Below are 22663 nucleotides of genomic sequence, written 5' to 3'. Positions count from 1 at the left end.
CGGGCTCCGTTCCTCGATGGGGCCCGGTTGTTTTATTCACACAAGAGGATGTTATGGTAACTATTCGTTTAGCACGTCACGGCGCTAAAAAGCGTCCGTTCTACCAGGTTGTTGTGACTGACAGCCGTAATGCACGCAACGGTCGCTTCATCGAGCGCGTTGGTTTCTTCAACCCACTGGCCGCTGGCGCAGAAGAAGAAACTCGTCTGGATCTGGATCGTATCGCTCACTGGGTTGGCCAGGGCGCTACTGTTTCCGATCGCGTTGCTACGCTGATCAAAGCAGCAAACAAAGCAGCTTAATCTGTCACGGTGGTCATGATGAGCAATAAAGCACCTGTTGAACCGATCGTATTGGGAAAAATGGGTTCTTGCTACGGTATCCGTGGTTGGCTCAGAGTGTTTTCCTCCACTGAAGACGCTGATAGCATTTTTGATTACCAGCCCTGGTTTATCCAGAAAGGCGGTAAGTGGGAAGAGGTCGAGCTGGAAAGCTGGCGTCACCACAATCAGGACATCATCATCAAGCTGAAAGGCGTTGACGATCGTGATGCCGCGAATGCGCTGACTAATTGTGAAATTGTCGTGGATTCGTCGCAGTTGCCACAGCTGGAAGAGGGCGACTACTACTGGAAAGACCTTATGGGTTGCCAGGTAGTCACTACCGAAGGCTACAGCCTGGGAAAAGTCATCGATATGATGGAAACCGGGTCAAATGACGTTCTCGTCATTAAGGCAAACCTGAAAGATGCATTTGGCATCAAGGAGCGGTTGGTCCCGTTCCTCGATGGACAGGTTATCAAGAAAGTCGATCTCACTACTCAAACCATTGAAGTAGATTGGGATCCTGGTTTTTAAATTCTCCGGATAAACGGTAAAAGACGGCGCTATGTGGATTGGCATAATTAGCCTGTTTCCTGAAATGTTCCGCGCGATTACCGATTACGGGGTAACTGGCCGGGCAGTAAAGAATGGCCTGCTGAGCATCCAGAGCTGGAGTCCTCGTGACTTTACTCATGACCGGCACCGTACCGTGGACGATCGTCCTTACGGCGGCGGACCGGGGATGCTAATGATGGTGCAACCCTTACGGGACGCCATTCACACAGCAAAAGCCGCGGCAGGTGAAGGCGCAAAGGTGATTTATCTGTCACCTCAGGGACGCAAGCTTGATCAAGCGGGCGTGAGCGAACTGGCGACGAATCAAAAGCTGATTCTGGTCTGTGGGCGCTACGAAGGGATAGATGAGCGCGTAATTCAAACCGAGATTGACGAAGAATGGTCTATCGGCGATTACGTTCTCAGCGGTGGTGAGTTACCGGCAATGACGCTGATTGACTCCGTCGCCCGGTTCATTCCGGGTGTTCTGGGCCATGAAGCTTCGGCAACGGAAGATTCCTTTGCCGACGGGTTGCTGGACTGTCCACACTATACTCGTCCTGAAGTGTTAGAAGGGATGGAAGTACCGGCGGTGTTACTGTCTGGAAACCATGCCGAGATACGTCGCTGGCGTTTGAAGCAGTCGCTGGGCCGAACCTGGCTTAGAAGACCTGAACTTCTGGAAAACCTGGCTCTGACTGAAGAGCAAGCAAAGTTGCTGGCCGAGTTCAAAACCGAACACGCGCAACAGCAGCATGAACATGATGGGAATGCGTAATACGCTCCCGAATATCAGTTTACCCAGGATAAGAGATTAAATTATGAGCAACATTATTAAGCAACTTGAACAAGAGCAGATGAAGCAGGACGTACCTTCCTTCCGTCCAGGTGACACCGTGGAAGTGAAAGTATGGGTTGTTGAAGGTTCCAAAAAACGTCTGCAGGCATTCGAGGGCGTGGTTATCGCTATTCGTAACCGCGGTCTGCACTCTGCATTCACTGTTCGTAAAATTTCCAACGGCGAAGGCGTTGAGCGTGTCTTCCAGACTCACTCTCCGGTAGTTGACAGCATTGCTGTTAAACGTCGTGGTGCTGTACGTAAAGCTAAACTGTACTACCTGCGTGAGCGTACTGGTAAGTCTGCTCGTATTAAAGAGCGTCTGAACTAAGATTCGCTTAAGCGACATCCTGTTAGAAAGGGCTGGCCGAAAGGCTGGCCCTTTTTTTATCCCATCGCATCTCTCGCATTAACCCTTTCGTCATAAATCATTTACAATGCTTGCCTCTTGAATGGAGGGGAAGTGGATAACGTACTGCATCAGCCTAAACGTAAACGCGCAGCTGCATTGACCGCGCTGTTTGCGATCCTGCTGATCGTGGTGGCACCGCTTATCTCCGTCTCGTTGCAGAAAGATCCCATGAGCGCCATGCCGGGCATGCATCATGACATGAGCATGATGTCGATGGATGAGCATCACGACGATATGCCGCATACGATGCCTGTCGACCATGCGGAAGCCTGCGGCTACTGCGTGCTGTTAGCGCATGTCCCTGGCGTGATGCTGGCGCTCATCGTCCTGCTCAGCGTGGTGCTGCAGAGGCTTCGCGTTAAGCCGCCGCGCCAGGTGGTCAGCCACTGGCACTTCTTCCCCTGGCTTTACCCTGATACCCGCGCGCCGCCGCGGCAGTCAGCTTTTTCCCTTTAAAAACAAAATCGATAACTTTTTGCCTTAAAAAGGAAAAGTATGACTACCTGCACTCCGCGCGCGGCATGGGGAAACCTGCTGCGTCGCCTTCATTTCTACGTCGGGCTGTTTGTCGGCCCGTTTATCTTCTTCGCCGCGCTGACCGGGACGCTGTATGTGGCGACCCCACAGCTGGAAAACGCACTCTACCGGCACGCGCTCCACACGGATTCCGTGGGCGAGCCGCAGCCTCTGGCAGAACAAATCGCCGTGGCGGAAAAAAACGTTGGATCAGATTTACGTTTGCACGCCGTCCGTCCGGGGCTGGCTGAAGGCGAAACCACCCGCGTGATGTTCGCTGACCCGAAACTTGGGCCATCGGAGAACCGCGCTATCTTCGTGGATCCGGTAAGCCTGACGGTGCTGGGAGATATGACGGTATACGGCACCAGCGGGATTTTACCGCTGCGTCAGACCATTGATTACCTGCATACCTCTCTGATGTTGGGCGACGTGGGGCGACTCTACAGCGAGCTTGCAGCCTCCTGGATGTGGATCGCCGCGCTGGGCGGTATTGCCCTTTGGTTTTATACCCGACCCAAACGGCGGATCAACAATCGCTTCCAGAACCGGCGTCGGGTGCACGTGACGCTGGGCTGGGTTCTGCTGGGTGGAATGCTGCTGTTCTCCGCAACCGGCCTGACCTGGTCCCAGTGGGCTGGCGGGAACGTGGATAAGCTGCGGGCAGAGATGAACTGGCTCACCCCGCAGGTGAACACGACGCTATCCGGCCAACATGAGGTTATGGATGAACATGCCGAACACCGTGGTCATCACGGTGGGATGATGATGCCGGAAAAGGCGATGGATTTGACCCAATTTGATGGGGTATTAAGCGCGGCGCGTAAAGCGGGAATTGATGCCAACAGGCTGGAGATCCGCCCTGCGAAAACGATGGATCGTGCCTGGACCGTGACGGAAATCGATCGCAGCTGGCCGACTCAGGTAGACGCCGTTGCGGTTGATCCTCATACAATGCAGGTTCTGGACAGAACCCGATTCGAGGATTTCCCGCTAATGGCAAAACTGACCCGCTGGGGCGTTGATTTCCATATGGGGATCTTATTCGGCCTTGCAAATCAGCTGCTGCTCGTGGCGTTCGGCCTCGCTCTGTGCGTGCTCATTATCTGGGGATACCGGATGTGGTGGATGCGTCGTCCGGCGCAATCGGCAGTGAGTCCGGTACAGACGCTTTGTCAGAGCTGGCTGGCGCTGTCAGTATGGGGAAGAGGCGTTACGGTGATAACCAGCTTACTGTTGGGGCTGGCCCTGCCGGTCATGGGCGCGAGTCTGGCACTGTTTGTTCTGGTGGACTGGCTGCGCTGGCGAGCGGCAACCAGGGTGACGCTCGCCGAATCATCCGCTAAATAACCCTATGGCGTGCTGATCACCACTGCGACGCGGCGGTTTTCAGCGCGCCCTTGCGGGGTACTGTTGCTCGCAACCGGGTATTTTTGACCTAATCCCCGCGTGGTAAGATTGCTGCGCGGGATATTTGCCCCCTTCGCCCAGGCGTCGGCCACGGCATTGGCGCGTTTTAACGACAGCGCTTCGTTGTAGCTTTCTTCTCCGTAGTTATCCGTGTGACCGTCCATTCGTGCGTGGTTCAGACCGGTTTCCGCCAGGCGAGAGGCCATGGACTGGATCTGCTTTTCACTTTCCGGGCGCAGCCTGGCGTCATTTTTATCAAACAGGATGGTGTCCGACATGCCAAGGGACCAGTCACCGTTTAGTTCGTTAAAACCGTAAGACTTCATCGCCGTAATTTGCTCAGGAGTGAATTTGCCTTGAGGCGGCGACTGACAGCCTGCCAGAACCAGTGAGGCCAGGACTAACGGCGCGAAGTAACGTTTTAACATAGTGTATCCTTTCTAACTTATTGTTTTCGTACGCTGGTGTTTAACCTGGTACATGTTGCGGTCAGCCCTCTCCAGTAATGCTTCCACGGAAGCATTTTCCCACGCCAGAGCAAAGCCAATGCTGAGTGACATCGATGCTTTTTGTCCGTTATGAAGATCAAACGGACGGATAAACTGCTGCGAAAGCGCAGCACAAACGTGTTGAACCTCAAGCTCAGAGTGCACGCCGTACAGCACCATGGCGAATTCGTCACCGCCAAGGCGGTATGCCTGATGACGTTTGTCGCCAAACTCCATCATCCTGCTGGCAACTTCGATCAGCACGCAGTCTCCTGCCGCGTGGCCCCAGGTGTCGTTAATAAATTTAAAATTATCACCGTCGAGGAAGAGCAGGGCCGAGTTTGTTTTGGCTGAAGGGTCGTTCATTAAGGCCGCAATGCTGTTACGAAACGCCGCGCGGTTGGCAAGACCGGTAAGCGGGTCGTGCATGGCGGTCCGCAACAGCTGGGCGTTTTTCGCCTGAAGCTTCAGTTGCCACTCTTCCATTTCATCCAGAAGACTGTTGAAGTCCTCGCCAAACTGGTGAAATTCTTCGATACGGCCGTCTTTCACCCGGCGGGAGAAGTTGCGGTTCGTGCGTACGTCATGCACGACGTCGGTAATGTTCTGCAGGGCCGTGACCATTCCACGATGCAAAGACTGGGTAATGATGAGCGCGACGACGGCGGCAAAGAGAATGCAGCCGGTCAGTACGGCAAACGACGTCCAGATGAAGTGGCTGATCAAACTGTCACGCGCGGTAAGGCGGATTTCGCCGATCGTTAAGCCGTTATGCATGATGGGCTGCGCAACCGGTACGGGGAAAAGCCAGCGGCTGACCAGTGCGCCCAGCGTGTCGTTGTTATCCTCCGGGTTCCAGGACCAGTAGGCGAACCGCTTTTTATGCGCGTTAATCACCTCCGCCGCGGCAAACTGCCCCTGTTTGCCCAGGGCGGCAAGCGTTTCGTTGGCTGCCAGCGAGTCGTTGAATACCAGCGAGGCTTCCAGGCTGTGGCTCATTGTGGCGCCGGTTAATTCGAGATTCTTTTGCGCGTATTGTTTTAACGTCACGACGGAAGCGAAACAGAGCAACAGCCATATTAACGTCATGGTAATAATGACGCTTATCATGCTGTTTCGCCTCAACGTTCTTTTAAACGTCGGACGTGGCGTTGATGTGAAATCTTTATCCATGCTGCTTATTCCGTGCCAGCATTAATACATCCGGATTGACTCTTACGCCACTGCGCGTCAATGCATCCAGGTTGACGGAAAACCGTACCTGGCCGCGATCGATCATCAGGCAAAAGGCACTGCCAATTACACATTCCGGATTTTGCTCTGAGATTAATAGCAACGCTCTGCCCTGATATTGACTTATTAATTCAAGTTGTTTTGCCGGCGATTCAGACCCGAAATATATCGCATCGCACGTCGCGGCCAGGGCTTCCCGATCGTTACGTACAATAACGGGAGTATAAGGTAGCTCGTTGTGCCCTTCGTCGCCGCTAAGCGCGTGCGTATAGTGAGACGTGGCATAGATGCAGAGTTTAGGCTGTCCGGATAGTGACGGCCATCGCGTATAGCTCACAATGCCTGAGACAATCGAGCGTACCGATTTATCCGTTTCCGTAAGCGTGCCTGCCGTCGCTGGGCCCACCATAAGGAATAGCGTTATCACCAGAGTGAGTCGGAAAAAAGAGATCAAGAATAAATTTCTCACCAGAATCCGCCACATCGCTCCGGAAATAGATGTCCTTAAGAGTTGCGGGCAGAATACCATTGTTTGTCAGAGCCGTCATTATGTCAGAAATAGCCTAAGGCCGACCTAAGCTAAATCCTACTGTTGTATATTTTCCGGTGGATAAAAATAGATTAATTCAGTCTGCTGGAGCGCATACTTTCATCCATCCCTTTCTGCCATGACGCACGTAGTTTTGCCGCGTTTTCGGCAGTATCGCAACTGGCAGGGAACGATTTGCCTGCTAATCCCCAGGCGTGAATAAACCCTTCTTCGCAGACTCTCTTCTGACCGTCAGCATAGCCGCGAAGATATTCACTACGATCAACGTGTGTGTCGTTAAAACTATCGGCCAGGGCCTGGTTATCTTTAACCGGCAGGCCATTCATGGCGTCTTCTTTACCGGCATCAAACCAGGATGGGCTGGTCCAGTCGGGCTGGAAGGTGTAAGGATTGATCTGACAGCCCGTTAAAAACAGCGACAACAGCGCGAGAGCAATTGAACGCATAGCCATTCTCCTTTTTTCTTCAGCATAGCCTGGCTAAAGAAAATCTGTCTGTAATTTAAAGTTTACGTTTTTATTGGCTGATTTTTGCAATAAATTGGCTTCTGTAAAGTAATGTGTACGTATTTTGGATTGAAATGTTTACTTTTTATGGTATCGTGGTTTCACCTCATTGAGGAAACAACTATCGCAAACGAGCTTTACAGGATCGCCATCATGCAAAAAGACGCGCTGAACAACGTACATATCACTGACGAACAGGTTTTAATCACTCCGGATCAACTGAAAGCGGAGTTTCCGCTGAGCGTCGCGCAGGAGGCTCAGATCGAGCACTCGCGTCAGACCATTTCTGACATCATCGCCGGCCGCGATCCGCGCCTGCTGGTGGTGTGTGGTCCTTGCTCCATTCACGATCCTGAAACCGCCATTGAGTACGCTCGTCGATTTAAAACATTAGCGGAGGAGGTCAGCGATAGCCTCTATCTGGTGATGCGCGTCTATTTTGAGAAGCCACGTACTACCGTCGGCTGGAAAGGGTTGATTAACGATCCGCACATGGATGGCTCGTTTGATGTGGAAGCAGGCCTGAAGATTGCGCGTCGCCTGCTGGTGGAGCTGGTCAGCATGGGGCTGCCGCTGGCAACCGAAGCGCTGGACCCGAACAGCCCGCAGTACCTGGGCGATCTGTTCAGCTGGTCGGCTATTGGCGCGCGAACCACAGAATCGCAAACCCACCGCGAGATGGCGTCTGGCCTGTCGATGCCGGTTGGCTTTAAAAACGGTACCGATGGCAGCCTGGCGACGGCGATCAACGCCATGCGCGCGGCCGCCATGCCGCACCGTTTCGTCGGTATCAACCAGGCGGGCCAGGTCTGCCTCCTGCAAACGCAGGGCAACCCGGACGGTCACGTGATCCTGCGCGGCGGGAAAGCACCGAACTACAGCCCGGCTGACGTAGCGCAGTGTGAAAAAGAGATGGAGCAGGCGGGACTGCGCCCGGCACTGATGGTAGATTGCAGTCATGGTAATTCGAATAAAGATTACCGTCGCCAGCCTGCGGTTGCGGAATCCGTGGTCGCACAGATCAAAGATGGCAACCGTTCGATTATCGGTCTGATGATTGAGAGCAATATTCATGAAGGCAATCAGTCATCTGAACAACCGCGTAGCGCAATGAAGCACGGCGTTTCCGTGACGGATGCCTGCATCAGTTGGGAGACTACCGATGCGCTGCTGCGTGAGATCCACAAAGATTTGAACGGCCAGCTGGCGACGCGTCTGGCTTAAGAGGTTAGTTATGGTTGCTGAATTGACCGCACTGCGCGATCAAATTGATGAAGTGGATAAGGCGCTGCTGGATCTGCTGGCGCGCCGCATGGCCCTGGTCGCCGAAGTCGGTGAGGTGAAAAGCAAATACGGCCTGCCGATTTACGTCCCGGAGCGCGAGGCCTCCATGCTGGCCTCCCGTCGCAAAGAGGCGCAGGCGCTGGGCGTTTCGCCGGACTTGATTGAGGATGTTCTGCGTCGCGTGATGCGGGAGTCCTATTCCAGCGAAAACGACAAGGGCTTCAAAACCCTCTGCCCGACCCTGCGTCCGGTGGTGATTGTCGGCGGTGCTGGGCAGATGGGACGCCTGTTTGAAAAAATGCTGACCCTTTCTGGCTATCAGGTGCGCATTCTGGAAAAAGAGGACTGGCCCCAGGCGCCGGAACTCATGAACGATGCCGGAATGGTTATCGTCAGCGTGCCGATCCACGTGACGGAGCAAATCATCGGGAAGCTTCCTCCGTTACCGAAAGATTGCATCCTGGTGGATCTGGCCTCCGTCAAAAATGGTCCGCTGCAGGCAATGCTGGCTGCACATACTGGCCCGGTGCTGGGTCTGCACCCGATGTTTGGCCCGGACAGCGGCAGTCTGGCTAAGCAGGTGGTCGTTTACTGCGACGGTCGACAGCCAGAAGCCTATCAGTGGTTCCTGGAACAGATTCAGGTATGGGGCGCACGGCTGCACCGCATCAGCGCGGTTGAGCACGACCAGAACATGGCGTTCATTCAGGCGCTGCGCCACTTTGCGACGTTTGCCTACGGTCTGCATCTGGCGGAAGAGAACGTGCAGCTTGAACAACTGCTGGCACTCTCTTCACCTATCTATCGTCTGGAACTGGCGATGGTCGGGCGTCTGTTTGCTCAGGATCCGCAGCTTTACGCGGACATTATTATGTCCTCGGAAAATAACCTGGCGCTGATCAAGCGCTACTATCAGCGCTTTGGTGAAGCCATTACGCTGCTGGAGCACGGAGACAAGCAGGCGTTTATCGACAGCTTCCGCAAGGTCGAGCACTGGTTTGGCGATTACGCGCAGCGCTTCCAGAGTGAGAGCCGGACGCTGTTGCGCCAGGCAAATGACAGTCGCCAGTAATGCGATGATGTATATACTGAAAGCCAGCAATGCTGGCTTTTTTCATTTTGGGGAACTGTCATGGCCGAACCGCAGCTGCTGTTTAATTACACCGGGCATCTGCCTGAATGTCCGACGTGGAGCGCCGATGAGCACGCGCTCTACTGGGCCGATATACTGGAAGGAGAGATCCACCGCTACCATCTGCCGACGGCGGAACACACCGTGCTTTCTTTCCACGAGGAGGTGGGCTGTTTCGCGCTGCGCGAGCGCGGCGGGTTTATCGTCGCCATGCGCAATGGCATCTGGCTTGCCGATAAGCATGGCCTTCTGCAGCGCAAGGTGTGCGACAACCCCTCTAACCCGCAGCTGGCGCGTTTTAACGATGGGGGGACCGACCATCAGGGCCGGTTCTATGCGGGCACGTTCTGGGGGCCGGGAGATTACAACGGCGCCCTGCTGATGCGCATCGACAACGACCTGACGCCGAAGGTGATCCAGTGCGATATCCACGGGCACAACGGCTTAGCGTTTAGCCCGGATAAGCAGTGGCTGTTTACCTCAGACACGCCAAACGGTGTGATCTACCGTACCCCGCTTGATGAGCAGGGCGAACCGGGCAGGCGCGAGGTGTTTCGTCAGTTTAAAGAGGGCGAGGGGATACCGGACGGCGCGGCGATGGACGTGGATGGCTGCTACTGGAGCGCGCTGTTTGACGGCTGGCGTATTGCGCGTTTTTCTCCGCAAGGGGAACAACTGGAAGAATACCGCATGCCGGTACGTTGCCCGACGATGGTCTGCTTTGGCGGAGATGATATGAAAACGCTGTTTATTACCACCACGCGGGAAAATATGGATGCGGATGAGATCGCGAAGTATCCGCTCTCCGGGGCCATCTTCACCCTGCCGGTGAGCGTGGCAGGGATGAAGAAAAGCCGTTTTATCGAACGTTAGATCGGATCGACCGGCACGACGTTTTCGCTCGGATAGCAGCCCAGCACTTTCATAGAGCGGGTGATTTCGCCCAGTTCGCGCAGGGCTTTCTGCATGGAAGCAGACTCCAGGTTGGCCTGGATATCCAGGTAGAACATCTCTTCCCACGGGTTACCGTGGATTGGGCGCGATTCCAGCCTGGTCATGATCAGGTTGTGATTACGCAGTACCAGCAGGGCTTCAACCAGCGCACCGGCCTGTTGGCCGGTGGCCATCAGCAGCGTGGTTTTGGCCGGCACCTGGTCTGACACATTGATTGCCTTGCGGGCCAGCACCACGAAGCGGGTAATGTTTTGCGTCTGGTTTGCCAGGTTACGTTCCAGCACCTGTAAACCATATAGCGCGCCGCCCGCTTCGCTGCCGAGCGCCGCGACGGTTGGGGAGTTCGCCTGGGCGACTTTTTCCATAGCCGCCGAGGTGCTTTCGGTGTACTCAATTTTCCAGTTCGGATAGCGGTTCAGAAACTGGCTGCACTGCTGGAACGGCTGCGGGTGACTGTAGACGGTTTCGATTGTGTTCAGATCCGTTGAGCCGGAGACCAGCACACAGTGATCGATAGGGATCGTCAGCTCTCCTACCAGCGACAGGCTGGTGTGCTGCAGCAAGTCGTAAACGTCGTTGATGGCACCGGAGCTGGTGTTTTCAATCGGTACGACGGCGTAATCCGCCTGGCCGGTCTCAACCTGATTAAAAATGTCGGCAAACTTCGCGCAGCCGCTCTCAATAAATTCTTCGAAATGGCGTGCGGCATACTGACGCGCTGCCAGGTGAGAATAAGAACCCTTCGGACCGAGAAAGGCGATACGCGCAGAGTGGGGATTGGTTTTGTTCAGATGCTGCTGGAGCAGCGCTTGCTGGGTGAGAACGGAGTCTTCAATGATGAGCTGGAACAACCGGGTAATGTAGTGGGCATCGAGGTGATGCGCTTTGCCGAGCTGAATAAGACGTTCCAATAGATCCCGCTCGCGGTCAATATCACGGACCGGACGATGGGAGTCCAGCTTGGCTTTGCCCACTTCAACGGCAAGGGCGCGGCGTTCGGCCAGCAGCGCCAGCAGTTTCTCATCCAGCGCGCTGATTTTTACTCGCAGATCCAGTAACGGGTTTTCCGGTGTCATAGTGTTGCCTGTCTCATTTTATCGTTATCAATAAAAAAGGCCCCCCGGTGTGGGAGGCCTTGTTGTTCGTCTTCGCATTCTTTATCACACGACGAAACGCCTCCCGGTCAGGGGAAGGTAAAAAAGAATGCGAAGAAGAACGGCGTAAGTTTCATATAGTCATCCTGTGATTGATACCGTTAAAGTACCCGTACTGTTTTCACCCTGTCAATAAAAAACAAAAAACGCGCCCGAAGGCGCGTTGGCGGTACACTCAATTTAAAGGATTACTCTTCTTCAACTTCTTCCGCGAAGCTGGCGTCTTTCACCGACGTTGCGGCGCGACGGGCTTCACCTTTGTGTTGCACTTTATTGAGCTGCCGTTCCAGCTTGTTGATCAAATCGTTAATAGCGGTGTACATATCCTCATGTTTTGCGCTGGCGACCAGATGGCCGTTTGGAGTATTGATAGTTGCGTCAGCGATGAAACCCTGCGGCTCCTTGGACAGGATGATATGTGGATTAATCAAATGAGTTTGCCATTTATCCAGTTTGGCGAGACGGTCTGCGACGTGCTGGCGGATTGCCGGAGTAATTTCCATTTGTTTACTGGTAATGTTCATTGTCATAAATTTTACCTCTTGTCTTTCCGTCTTGGTGATTCCAGCATACCCGACCTAATGTCAAAATGTGTGATTTAGATCACGTTATTTTGTCGGTTTTTGTCAGGGAATCTTTTTTGTGAGGCAGGGCAGGAAGAGGTGAGATTTACCTTGTAGAAGGCAAAAATTGGAGCCATAGTTGACTGGATGTGTTGAGGCTTAAGCGCTTCAGCGACGCTCAGAAACGAATAAAAAAACGGCAGCCTTCGGGCTGCCGTTTTGTATTGAGGCAAAATCAGGTGTTGCTGCTGTTCGCGGCGATGATTTTCGCCACTTTTTCAGCCTGAGCGGTCATCTGCATCTGACGGTAAGCGTTTTCCATCAGCTTCAGGCCGTCGCGCGTTGCCTGAGTATCCGGATAATCACGCAGCATACCTTCTACGCGGTTAACCACGGCAACCCATGCGCCACGGCGGGTATAGTATTCCGCCACGGAGTATTCATATTTCGCCAGACGATCTTTCAGGAACACCAGACGTTTGGTGGCGTCGGTCACGTACTGGCTGTTCGGATAGCCGCGCACCAGCTTGGAGAAGTCATTGAAGGCATCACGCGCATGCTGCGGGTCACGGTCGGAACGATCCACGCCGAAGAAGCCCTGCAGCGCACTGTCGTCCAGCGCCATGTTGGTGAGGCCGCGCATGTACATCACGTAGTCGATGTTAGGATGAGTCGGGTTCAGACGCATGAAACGATCGATGGTTGCCTGAGCCAGCGGCAGATCGGCATTTTTATAGTATGCGTAGATGAGATCTAACTGTACCTGCTGCGAATACGGACCAAATGGATAGCGATTATCCAACGCTTCCAGTTGCGTTATCGCCTGTTTCCAGTTACCGTCCTGCAACTTTTGTTGTGCAGTCGCATAGATTTCATTCGGCGGATTGTCAGGGACCTGTTCATTTGAACCGGAGCAGCCCACCAAAGCCAGGCTCAACGTGGCCGCTGCCACCAGATATTTCATGCGCGTCATGACGTTTTGACTTTCCTCAAATGTTTGTCCGGGAGAAACTCTGTTCCTGCTCCCGATTAAGACCAGCTACAATAGCACACTATATTAAACGGCAAAGCCGTAAAACCCAACGTTAAACGAAGAAGCAGTTTATGGCACAACGAGTAGAACTCACCGCAACAGTCTCCGAAAATCAGCTCGGTCAACGCTTAGATCAGGCTTTGGCCGAATTGTTCCCTGATTATTCGCGTTCACGCATAAAAGAATGGATCCTTGACCAGCGCGTGATGGTAAACGGCAAGATCTGGGACAAACCAAAAGAGAAAGTGTTAGGTGGGGAAGCTGTCGCCATCAATGCTGAAATCGAAGAGGAAATCCGCTTCGAGCCGCAGGATATCCCACTGGACATCGTCTATGAAGATGATGACATTCTGGTGATTAACAAGCCGCGCGACCTGGTTGTTCATCCGGGCGCGGGGAACCCTGACGGTACGGTACTTAACGCACTTCTCCATTACTATCCGCCGATCGCGGATGTTCCGCGCGCGGGCATCGTGCACCGTCTGGATAAAGACACTACGGGTCTGATGGTGGTGGCGAAGACCGTTCCTGCTCAGACACGTCTGGTGGAGTCGCTGCAGCTGCGCGAAATCACCCGTGAGTATGAGGCAGTAGCGATTGGTCATATGACCTCTGGCGGAACGGTGGAAGAGCCTATCAGCCGTCACCCAACCAAACGTACCCATATGTCGGTGCATCCGATGGGTAAACCGGCGGTGACGCACTATCGCATTATGGAACACTTCCGTATTCATACGCGCCTGCGTCTGCGTCTGGAAACCGGGCGTACTCACCAGATCCGCGTGCATATGGCCCACATTACCCATCCGCTGGTGGGGGATCAGGTCTACGGCGGCCGTCCGCGTCCGCCTAAAGGCGCGTCGGATGAGTTCATCAGCGTATTGCGTAAATTCGATCGTCAGGCGCTGCACGCGACCATGCTGCGTCTTTATCACCCTATAACCGGTATTCAGATGGAGTGGCATGCGCCTATCCCGCAGGATATGGTGGATCTTATCGACGCCATGCGTGCTGATTTCGAAGAACATAAGGATCAAGTGGACTGGTTATGACCAAACTGATTGTCCCGGAGTGGCCATTGCCTTCTGGCGTGGCTGCCTGCAGTTCAACCCGCACTGGCGGTGTTAGCCAGGGCGCGTGGGAGTCGTTGAACCTCGGCGCGCACTGTGGTGACAGCCTGGAACACGTGGAAGAGAACCGCAGACGTCTGTTTGCAGCGGGGAACTTGCCGTCGAAACCGGTCTGGCTGGAACAGGTTCATGGCAAGGCGGTGCTGAAGTTGACGGGGGAACCCTATGCTTCTAAACGCGCTGATGCCTCTTACAGTAATACTCCGGGAACCGTTTGTGCCGTAATGACCGCTGATTGCCTGCCGGTTCTGTTCTGTAACCGCGCAGGTACCGAGGTGGCTGCAGCACACGCGGGCTGGCGTGGTCTATGCGAAGGCGTGCTGGAAGAAACAGTCGCCTGCTTTAAGGATGAGCCCGCCAATATTATGGCCTGGCTTGGCCCGGCCATTGGTCCTCGCGCTTTTGAAGTGGGGCCGGAGGTTCGCGAAGCCTTTATGGATAAAGATCCGCAAGCGGTGGACGCCTTCCTGCCTTCTGGAGATAAATATCTGGCCGATATTTACCAGCTTGCTCGTCAGCGCCTGAACAGCGTCGGCATAACGCAGATCTTCGGCGGCGATCGCTGTACATTCACCGAAAAGGGTGATTTTTTCTCTTATCGCCGCGACAAGACGACGGGGCGTATGGCAAGTTTCATTTGGCTGATATAACCTAAAGAATCAAGACGATCCGGCACGTGCCGTTTTCTTTTCACATAATTCAGGTCATTAACCTTGAATAATTGAGGGATGACCTCATTTAATCTCCAGTAGCAAATTTGACCTGTTATGGGAGGAGTTATGCGTCTGGATCGTCTTACTAATAAATTCCAGCTTGCTCTCGCCGATGCCCAGTCCCTCGCACTGGGGCACGACAACCAATTTATCGAACCTCTTCATTTAATGAGCGCCTTGCTGAATCAGGAAGGGGGATCGGTACGTCCTTTATTAACGTCCGCTGGCATTAATGCTGGCCAGTTACGCACCGCTATCGATCAGGCGCTGAGCCGTTTACCGCAGGTCGAAGGGACCGGCGGCGACGTTCAGCCGTCGCAGGATCTGGTGCGCGTCCTGAACCTTTCCGACAAGCTGGCGCAAAAACGTGGGGACAACTTTATTTCGTCAGAGCTGTTTGTTCTGGCGGCGCTTGAATCACGCGGTACCTTGACCGACCTGCTGAAATCTGCCGGTGCGACCACCGCCAATGTGACTCAGGCGATTGAGAAAATGCGCGGAGGTGAAAGCGTGAACGATCAGGGAGCCGAAGACCAACGTCAGGCTTTGAAGAAATTTACGGTCGATCTGACCGAGCGAGCTGAACAGGGCAAACTTGACCCAGTTATCGGCCGTGATGAAGAAATCCGCCGTACGATTCAGGTACTGCAGCGTCGCACCAAGAACAACCCGGTGCTGATTGGTGAACCGGGTGTCGGTAAAACCGCCATCGTTGAAGGGCTGGCGCAGCGTATTGTGAACGGTGAAGTACCGGAAGGTCTGAAGGGCCGCCGCGTACTGGCGCTGGATATGGGCGCGCTGGTGGCCGGTGCGAAATACCGCGGCGAGTTCGAAGAGCGTCTCAAAGGCGTACTTAACGACCTGGCGAAGCAGGAAGGCAACGTCATTCTGTTTATCGATGAACTGCACACCATGGTTGGCGCGGGTAAAGCGGACGGCGCGATGGATGCCGGGAATATGCTGAAACCTGCCCTGGCGCGCGGTGAACTTCACTGCGTCGGTGCCACCACGCTGGATGAGTACCGTCAGTACATTGAGAAAGATGCGGCGCTGGAACGTCGTTTCCAGAAAGTGTTTGTTGCCGAGCCAAGCGTTGAAGATACCATCGCGATCCTGCGTGGTCTGAAAGAGCGCTATGAACTGCACCACCATGTGCAGATCACTGACCCGGCAATCGTTGCGGCGGCGACGCTTTCGCATCGTTATATCGCTGACCGCCAGCTGCCGGATAAAGCGATCGACCTTATTGATGAAGCGGCGTCGAGCATTCGTATGCAGATTGACTCGAAGCCGGAAGAGCTGGATAGACTCGATCGACGCATCATTCAGCTCAAGCTGGAACAGCAGGCGCTGAAGAAAGAGTCTGATGAAGCCAGTAAGAAACGCCTGGATATGCTCAATGAAGAACTGGACGATAAAGAGCGCCAGTATTCTGAGCTGGAAGAAGAGTGGAAAGCCGAGAAAGCGTCCCTTTCCGGCACTCAGACCATTAAAGCTGAACTCGAACAGGCAAAAATTGCCATTGAGCAGGCTCGCCGCGTCGGCGATCTGGCGCGGATGTCTGAACTGCAGTACGGCAAAATTCCTGAGCTTGAAAAACAGCTTGAGATAGCGACGCAGTCAGAAGGGAAAACGATGCGTCTGTTACGTAATAAAGTGACGGATGCCGAGATCGCGGAAGTGCTTGCTCGCTGGACCGGTATTCCTGTGGCGCGCATGCTGGAAGGTGAGCGTGAAAAACTGCTGCGCATGGAGAACGATCTCCACAATCGTGTGATTGGTCAAAACGAAGCGGTTGAAGCGGTATCGAACGCTATTCGTCGTAGCCGTGCAGGGCTGTCCGATCCGAACCGCCCGATTGGTTCGTTCCTGTTCCTGGGGCCGACCGGTGTCGGTAAAACCGAGCTGTGCAAAGCGCTGGCTAATTTTATGTTCGACAGCGACGATGCGATGGTGCGTATTGACATGTCCGAGTTTATGGAGAAACACTCCGTCTCGCGTCTGGTCGGGGCGCCTCCAGGATATGTGGGTTATGAAGAAGGTGGGTACCTGACGGAAGCGGTGCGTCGTCGTCCTTATTCCGTCATCCTGCTGGATGAGGTGGAAAAAGCGCACCCGGATGTGTTCAACATCCTGCTTCAGGTGCTGGACGATGGTCGTCTGACCGACGGGCAGGGGAGAACGGTCGACTTCCGTAATACGGTTGTCATCATGACCTCGAACCTGGGGTCTGATTTGATTCAGGAACGCTTCGGTGAACTGGACTACAGCCATATGAAGGATTTGGTGCTGGGTGTGGTAAGCCATAACTTCCGTCCGGAGTTCATCAACCGTATTGATGAAGTGGTGGTATTCCATCCTCTGGGTGAGAAACACATTGCGTCGATTGCGCAGATCCAGCTGCAGCGTCTGTACAAACGTCTGGAAGAGCGTGGATATGAAATTCACATCTCCGACGATGCGCTGAAGCTGCTGAGTAAGAATGGTTACGATCCGGTGTACGGTGCGCGTCCATTGAAACGCGCTATCCAGCAGCAGATCGAAAACCCGCTGGCGCAGCAGATCCTCTCCGGGGAGCTGGTTCCAGGCAAAGTTATCCGTCTGGAAGCCAACGACGATCGCATTGTGGCAGTGCAGTAAGTCACAAAACGCAAAAACGAGCCGCTTGCGGCTCGTTTTTGTTTAAAAACCAGGCGAGAATTGAGGTCTGGAGTCGGTTTTGCCTGGAAAGTGAGCAGTCAGTAAATAAATTTCACTTTATCCTTGCAGGTTCGGAATTACTCCCTATAATGCGCCTCCACTGACACGGAACAACGGCACACACGCCGCCGGGTCAGCAGAGAATAGCGTAAATAAACGCTTGACTCTGAAGCGGGAAAGCGTAATATGCACACCCCGCGCCGCTGCGAAAACGAAGCGGCACTGCTCTTTAACAATTTATCAGACAATCTGTGTGGGCACTCAAAGTGACATGGATTCTTAATGTCTTCGGACAATAAATGAATACCAAGTCTCTGAGTGAACATACGTAATTCATTACGAAGTTTAATTCACGAGCATCAAACTTAAATTGAAGAGTTTGATCATGGCTCAGATTGAACGCTGGCGGCAGGCCTAACACATGCAAGTCGAGCGGTAACACAGGGAGCTTGCTCCTGGGTGACGAGCGGCGGACGGGTGAGTAATGTCTGGGAAACTGCCTGATGGAGGGGGATAACTACTGGAAACGGTAGCTAATACCGCATAACGTCGCAAGACCAAAGAGGGGGACCTTCGGGCCTCTTGCCATCAGATGTGCCCAGATGGGATTAGCTAGTAGGTGGGGTAACGGCTCACCTAGGCGACGATCCCTAGCTGGTCTGAGAGGATGACCAGCCACACTGGAACTGAGACACGGTCCAGACTCCTACGGGAGGCAGCAGTGGGGAATATTGCACAATGGGCGCAAGCCTGATGCAGCCATGCCGCGTGTATGAAGAAGGCCTTCGGGTTGTAAAGTACTTTCAGCGGGGAGGAAGGTGTTGAGGTTAATAACCTCAGCAATTGACGTTACCCGCAGAAGAAGCACCGGCTAACTCCGTGCCAGCAGCCGCGGTAATACGGAGGGTGCAAGCGTTAATCGGAATTACTGGGCGTAAAGCGCACGCAGGCGGTCTGTCAAGTCGGATGTGAAATCCCCGGGCTCAACCTGGGAACTGCATTCGAAACTGGCAGGCTAGAGTCTTGTAGAGGGGGGTAGAATTCCAGGTGTAGCGGTGAAATGCGTAGAGATCTGGAGGAATACCGGTGGCGAAGGCGGCCCCCTGGACAAAGACTGACGCTCAGGTGCGAAAGCGTGGGGAGCAAACAGGATTAGATACCCTGGTAGTCCACGCCGTAAACGATGTCGACTTGGAGGTTGTGCCCTTGAGGCGTGGCTTCCGGAGCTAACGCGTTAAGTCGACCGCCTGGGGAGTACGGCCGCAAGGTTAAAACTCAAATGAATTGACGGGGGCCCGCACAAGCGGTGGAGCATGTGGTTTAATTCGATGCAACGCGAAGAACCTTACCTACTCTTGACATCCAGAGAACTTTCCAGAGATGGATTGGTGCCTTCGGGAACTCTGAGACAGGTGCTGCATGGCTGTCGTCAGCTCGTGTTGTGAAATGTTGGGTTAAGTCCCGCAACGAGCGCAACCCTTATCCTTTGTTGCCAGCGGTCCGGCCGGGAACTCAAAGGAGACTGCCAGTGATAAACTGGAGGAAGGTGGGGATGACGTCAAGTCATCATGGCCCTTACGAGTAGGGCTACACACGTGCTACAATGGCGCATACAAAGAGAAGCGACCTCGCGAGAGCAAGCGGACCTCATAAAGTGCGTCGTAGTCCGGATTGGAGTCTGCAACTCGACTCCATGAAGTCGGAATCGCTAGTAATCGTAGATCAGAATGCTACGGTGAATACGTTCCCGGGCCTTGTACACACCGCCCGTCACACCATGGGAGTGGGTTGCAAAAGAAGTAGGTAGCTTAACCTTCGGGAGGGCGCTTACCACTTTGTGATTCATGACTGGGGTGAAGTCGTAACAAGGTAACCGTAGGGGAACCTGCGGTTGGATCACCTCCTTACCTTAAAGAACCTGCCTTTGCAGTGCTCACACAGATTGTCTGATGAAAAGTAAATAGCAAGGCGTCTTGCGATTGAGACTTTACGTCCCCTTCGTCTAGAGGCCCAGGACACCGCCCTTTCACGGCGGTAACAGGGGTTCGAATCCCCTAGGGGACGCCACTTGCTGGTTCGTGAGTGAAAGTCACCTGCCGTCATATCTCAAAACTGACTTGCGAGTCATGTTTGAGATATTTGCTCTTTAAAAATCTGGATCAAGCTGAAAATTGAAACGACACATCTTAAATGGTGTGTTCGAGTCTCTCAAATTTTCGCAATCAGAAGTGAAACATCTTCGGGTTGTGAGGTTAAGCGACTAAGCGTACACGGTGGATGCCCTGGCAGTCAGAGGCGATGAAGGACGTGCTAATCTGCGAAAAGCGCCGGCGAGGTGATATGAACCTTTGACCCGGCGATGTCCGAATGGGGAAACCCAGTGTGATTCGTCACACTATCGTTAACTGAATACATAGGTTAACGAGGCGAACCGGGGGAACTGAAACATCTAAGTACCCCGAGGAAAAGAAATCAACCGAGATTCCCCCAGTAGCGGCGAGCGAACGGGGAGCAGCCCAGAGTCTGAATCAGCTTGTGTGTTAGTGGAAGCGTCTGGAAAGTCGCACGGTACAGGGTGACAGTCCCGTACACGAAAGCACACAGGTTGTGAACTCGAAGAGTAGGGCGGGACACGTGGTATCCTGTCTGAATATGGGGGGACCATCCTCCAAGGCTAAATACTCCTGACTGACCGATAGTGAACCAGTACCGTGAGGGAAAGGCGAAAAGAACCCCGGCGAGGGGAGTGAAAAAGAACCTGAAACCGTGTACGTACAAGCAGTGGGAGCACCTTCGTGGTGTGACTGCGTACCTTTTGTATAATGGGTCAGCGACTTATATTCTGTAGCAAGGTTAACCGTATAGGGGAGCCGAAGGGAAACCGAGTCTTAACTGGGCGTTAAGTTGCAGGGTATAGACCCGAAACCCGGTGATCTAGCCATGGGCAGGTTGAAGGTTGGGTAACACTAACTGGAGGACCGAACCGACTAATGTTGAAAAATTAGCGGATGACTTGTGGCTGGGGGTGAAAGGCCAATCAAACCGGGAGATAGCTGGTTCTCCCCGAAAGCTATTTAGGTAGCGCCTCGTGAACTCATCTTCGGGGGTAGAGCACTGTTTCGGCTAGGGGGCCATCCCGGCTTACCAACCCGATGCAAACTACGAATACCGAAGAATGTTATCACGGGAGACACACGGCGGGTGCTAACGTCCGTCGTGAAGAGGGAAACAACCCAGACCGCCAGCTAAGGTCCCAAAGTCATGGTTAAGTGGGAAACGATGTGGGAAGGCACAGACAGCCAGGATGTTGGCTTAGAAGCAGCCATCATTTAAAGAAAGCGTAATAGCTCACTGGTCGAGTCGGCCTGCGCGGAAGATGTAACGGGGCTAAACCATGCACCGAAGCTGCGGCAGCGACACTATGTGTTGTTGGGTAGGGGAGCGTTCTGTAAGCCGTTGAAGGTGGCCTGTGAGGGTTGCTGGAGGTATCAGAAGTGCGAATGCTGACATAAGTAACGATAAAGCGGGTGAAAAGCCCGCTCGCCGGAAGACCAAGGGTTCCTGTCCAACGTTAATCGGGGCAGGGTGAGTCGACCCCTAAGGCGAGGCCGAAAGGCGTAGTCGATGGGAAACAGGTTAATATTCCTGTACTTGGTGTTACTGCGAAGGGGGGACGGAGAAGGCTATGTTAGCCGGGCGACGGTTGTCCCGGTTTAAGCATGTAGGCGGAGGTTCCAGGTAAATCCGGTACCTTTTTAACGCTGAGGTGTGATGACGAGGCACTACGGTGCTGAAGTAACAAATGCCCTGCTTCCAGGAAAAGCCTCTAAGCATCAGGTAACATCAAATCGTACCCCAAACCGACACAGGTGGTCAGGTAGAGAATACCAAGGCGCTTGAGAGAACTCGGGTGAAGGAACTAGGCAAAATGGTGCCGTAACTTCGGGAGAAGGCACGCTGATATGTAGGTGAAGCCCCTGCGGGTGGAGCTGAAATCAGTCGAAGATACCAGCTGGCTGCAACTGTTTATTAAAAACACAGCACTGTGCAAACACGAAAGTGGACGTATACGGTGTGACGCCTGCCCGGTGCCGGAAGGTTAATTGATGGGGTTAGCGGCAACGCGAAGCTCTTGATCGAAGCCCCGGTAAACGGCGGCCGTAACTATAACGGTCCTAAGGTAGCGAAATTCCTTGTCGGGTAAGTTCCGACCTGCACGAATGGCGTAATGATGGCCAGGCTGTCTCCACCCGAGACTCAGTGAAATTGAACTCGCTGTGAAGATGCAGTGTACCCGCGGCAAGACGGAAAGACCCCGTGAACCTTTACTATAGCTTGACACTGAACACTGGTCCTTGATGTGTAGGATAGGTGGGAGGCTTTGAAGCGTGGACGCCAGTCTGCGTGGAGCCATCCTTGAAATACCACCCTTTAATGGCTGGTGTTCTAACGTAGACCCGTAATCCGGGTTGCGGACAGTGTCTGGTGGGTAGTTTGACTGGGGCGGTCTCCTCCCAAAGAGTAACGGAGGAGCACGAAGGTTAGCTAATCCTGGTCGGACATCAGGAGGTTAGTGCAATGGCATAAGCTAGCTTGACTGCGAGAGTGACGGCTCGAGCAGGTGCGAAAGCAGGTCATAGTGATCCGGTGGTTCTGAATGGAAGGGCCATCGCTCAACGGATAAAAGGTACTCCGGGGATAACAGGCTGATACCGCCCAAGAGTTCATATCGACGGCGGTGTTTGGCACCTCGATGTCGGCTCATCACATCCTGGGGCTGAAGTAGGTCCCAAGGGTATGGCTGTTCGCCATTTAAAGTGGTACGCGAGCTGGGTTTAGAACGTCGTGAGACAGTTCGGTCCCTATCTGCCGTGGGCGCTGGAGAATTGAGGGGGGCTGCTCCTAGTACGAGAGGACCGGAGTGGACGCATCACTGGTGTTCGGGTTGTCATGCCAATGGCACTGCCCGGTAGCTAAATGCGGAAAAGATAAGTGCTGAAAGCATCTAAGCACGAAACTTGCCCCGAGATGAGTTCTCCCTGACCCTTTAAGGGTCCTGAAGGAACGTTGAAGACTACGACGTTGATAGGTCGGGTGTGTAAGCGCAGCGATGCGTTGAGCTAACCGATACTAATGAACCGTGAGGCTTAACCTTACAACGCCGAAGGT

20 protein-coding genes, 1 tRNA gene, 2 rRNA genes and 1 other annotated feature are annotated in these 22663 nt (G+C 53.8%); of the genes, 15 read left to right on the top strand and 8 right to left on the bottom strand.

Features of this window, described 5'->3' with window-relative positions; genetic code table 11:
* Positions 1–53 precede the first annotated feature (53 nt).
* The 6 genes from rpsP (at position 54) to V1587_RS19320 (ending at position 3994) form a co-directional block, all read left to right on the top strand.
* Positions 54–302, top strand: a complete 249-nt coding sequence (rpsP, locus tag V1587_RS19345) for a 30S ribosomal protein S16 (RefSeq protein WP_003863133.1) — start codon at positions 54–56, stop codon at positions 300–302.
* A 15-nt stretch (positions 303–317) separates the two neighbouring features.
* Complete coding sequence (gene rimM / locus V1587_RS19340) at positions 318–857, top strand: ribosome maturation factor RimM (protein ID WP_029741020.1); 540 nt, start codon at positions 318–320, stop codon at positions 855–857.
* A gap of 31 nt (positions 858–888) precedes the next feature.
* Positions 889–1656 carry a tRNA (guanosine(37)-N1)-methyltransferase TrmD gene (gene trmD, locus V1587_RS19335; protein WP_008502493.1) on the top strand — a complete coding sequence of 256 codons (768 nt, stop codon included), beginning with the start codon at positions 889–891 and terminating at the stop codon, positions 1654–1656.
* 43 nt (positions 1657–1699) lie between these two features.
* Positions 1700–2047: a 50S ribosomal protein L19 gene (gene rplS, locus V1587_RS19330; RefSeq protein WP_002914145.1), complete on the top strand. Its 348-nt coding sequence runs from the start codon at positions 1700–1702 to the stop codon at positions 2045–2047.
* A 132-nt stretch (positions 2048–2179) separates the two neighbouring features.
* Entirely contained in the window at positions 2180–2584 is a 405-nt protein-coding gene (locus V1587_RS19325; protein ID WP_371898007.1) for a DUF2946 domain-containing protein, read from the top strand.
* A 39-nt stretch (positions 2585–2623) separates the two neighbouring features.
* Complete coding sequence (locus V1587_RS19320) at positions 2624–3994, top strand: PepSY-associated TM helix domain-containing protein (protein ID WP_371898008.1); 1371 nt, start codon at positions 2624–2626, stop codon at positions 3992–3994.
* Positions 3995–3996: 2 nt separating this feature from the next.
* Here V1587_RS19320 and V1587_RS19315 read toward each other — a convergent pair whose 3' ends face one another.
* The 4 genes from V1587_RS19315 to V1587_RS19300 form a co-directional block, all read right to left on the bottom strand.
* Positions 3997–4482, bottom strand: coding sequence for an OmpA family protein (locus V1587_RS19315; RefSeq protein ID WP_371898009.1), 486 nt, complete (start codon positions 4480–4482; stop codon positions 3997–3999).
* A gap of 12 nt (positions 4483–4494) precedes the next feature.
* Positions 4495–5715 carry a diguanylate cyclase DgcN gene (gene dgcN / locus V1587_RS19310; RefSeq protein WP_371898010.1) on the bottom strand — a complete coding sequence of 407 codons (1221 nt, stop codon included), beginning with the start codon at positions 5713–5715 and terminating at the stop codon, positions 4495–4497.
* Positions 5708–6244, bottom strand: coding sequence for a YfiR family protein (locus tag V1587_RS19305; protein ID WP_371898031.1), 537 nt, complete (start codon positions 6242–6244; stop codon positions 5708–5710). The genes dgcN and V1587_RS19305 overlap by 8 nt, the downstream gene beginning before the upstream one ends.
* A gap of 152 nt (positions 6245–6396) precedes the next feature.
* Positions 6397–6771, bottom strand: coding sequence for a DUF2799 domain-containing protein (locus V1587_RS19300; protein ID WP_371898011.1), 375 nt, complete (start codon positions 6769–6771; stop codon positions 6397–6399).
* 213 nt (positions 6772–6984) lie between these two features.
* On the opposite strand from V1587_RS19300, the gene aroF reads away from it, so the two are divergent.
* The 3 genes from aroF to V1587_RS19285 are packed head-to-tail and all read left to right on the top strand — an operon-like array spanning position 6985 to position 10120.
* The gene (aroF, locus tag V1587_RS19295; protein WP_024908343.1) at positions 6985–8055 is read left to right on the top strand and encodes a 3-deoxy-7-phosphoheptulonate synthase AroF; all 1071 of its coding nucleotides are present in this window, start codon (positions 6985–6987) and stop codon (positions 8053–8055) included.
* A 10-nt stretch (positions 8056–8065) separates the two neighbouring features.
* Positions 8066–9187 (top strand): bifunctional chorismate mutase/prephenate dehydrogenase, encoded by a 1122-nt coding sequence (tyrA, locus tag V1587_RS19290; RefSeq protein ID WP_371898012.1) that lies wholly within the window; start codon positions 8066–8068, stop codon positions 9185–9187.
* A gap of 60 nt (positions 9188–9247) precedes the next feature.
* On the top strand, positions 9248–10120 hold the full coding sequence (locus V1587_RS19285) for an SMP-30/gluconolactonase/LRE family protein (RefSeq protein WP_371898013.1): 873 nt from the start codon (positions 9248–9250) through the stop codon (positions 10118–10120).
* Here the strand turns inward: V1587_RS19285 and pheA are convergent.
* The 4 genes from pheA to bamD all read right to left on the bottom strand — a co-directional run bounded on the left by pheA (position 10117) and on the right by bamD (position 12891).
* Entirely contained in the window at positions 10117–11277 is a 1161-nt protein-coding gene (gene pheA, locus V1587_RS19280) for a bifunctional chorismate mutase/prephenate dehydratase (RefSeq protein ID WP_021242003.1), read from the bottom strand. The two genes, V1587_RS19285 and pheA, sit on opposite strands and share 4 nt — an antisense overlap.
* A gap of 30 nt (positions 11278–11307) precedes the next feature.
* Positions 11308–11433: a sequence feature (Phe leader region), on the bottom strand.
* Complete coding sequence (gene pheL, locus V1587_RS19275; RefSeq protein ID WP_100249759.1) at positions 11385–11432, bottom strand: pheA operon leader peptide PheL; 48 nt, start codon at positions 11430–11432, stop codon at positions 11385–11387. It overlaps the preceding feature by 48 nt.
* A gap of 110 nt (positions 11434–11543) precedes the next feature.
* Positions 11544–11885, bottom strand: coding sequence for a ribosome-associated translation inhibitor RaiA (gene raiA, locus V1587_RS19270; protein WP_003863162.1), 342 nt, complete (start codon positions 11883–11885; stop codon positions 11544–11546).
* A 268-nt stretch (positions 11886–12153) separates the two neighbouring features.
* Positions 12154–12891, bottom strand: a complete 738-nt coding sequence (gene bamD, locus V1587_RS19265) for an outer membrane protein assembly factor BamD (protein WP_023308867.1) — start codon at positions 12889–12891, stop codon at positions 12154–12156.
* A 131-nt stretch (positions 12892–13022) separates the two neighbouring features.
* Between bamD and rluD the strand changes: the two genes are divergently transcribed.
* From rluD to V1587_RS19235, 6 genes are all read left to right on the top strand, one after another.
* The gene (gene rluD, locus V1587_RS19260) at positions 13023–14003 is read left to right on the top strand and encodes a 23S rRNA pseudouridine(1911/1915/1917) synthase RluD (RefSeq protein ID WP_008502468.1); all 981 of its coding nucleotides are present in this window, start codon (positions 13023–13025) and stop codon (positions 14001–14003) included.
* Positions 14000–14731 carry a purine nucleoside phosphorylase YfiH gene (gene yfiH, locus V1587_RS19255; protein WP_371898016.1) on the top strand — a complete coding sequence of 244 codons (732 nt, stop codon included), beginning with the start codon at positions 14000–14002 and terminating at the stop codon, positions 14729–14731. Before rluD ends, yfiH begins: the two co-directional genes overlap by 4 nt.
* A 129-nt stretch (positions 14732–14860) precedes the next feature.
* The gene (gene clpB, locus V1587_RS19250; RefSeq protein ID WP_395314458.1) at positions 14861–17434 is read left to right on the top strand and encodes an ATP-dependent chaperone ClpB; all 2574 of its coding nucleotides are present in this window, start codon (positions 14861–14863) and stop codon (positions 17432–17434) included.
* A gap of 427 nt (positions 17435–17861) precedes the next feature.
* Positions 17862–19401 (top strand): 16S ribosomal RNA (locus V1587_RS19245).
* 84 nt (positions 19402–19485) lie between these two features.
* Positions 19486–19561, top strand: a tRNA-Glu gene (locus tag V1587_RS19240).
* 183 nt (positions 19562–19744) lie between these two features.
* Positions 19745–22649, top strand: a 23S ribosomal RNA gene (locus V1587_RS19235).
* The 16S and 23S rRNA genes sit together here with 1 tRNA gene alongside, the layout of an rRNA operon.
* The last annotated feature ends 14 nt before the right edge of the window (positions 22650–22663 follow it).

It is taken from the genome of Enterobacter sp. ECC-249 (genome assembly GCF_043965265.1).
GTDB classification, from domain to species: Bacteria; Pseudomonadota; Gammaproteobacteria; order Enterobacterales; family Enterobacteriaceae; genus Enterobacter; species Enterobacter quasiroggenkampii.
Note: the sequence above shows the minus strand (reverse complement) of the source record. Positions and strands in the feature narration are given on the sequence as shown.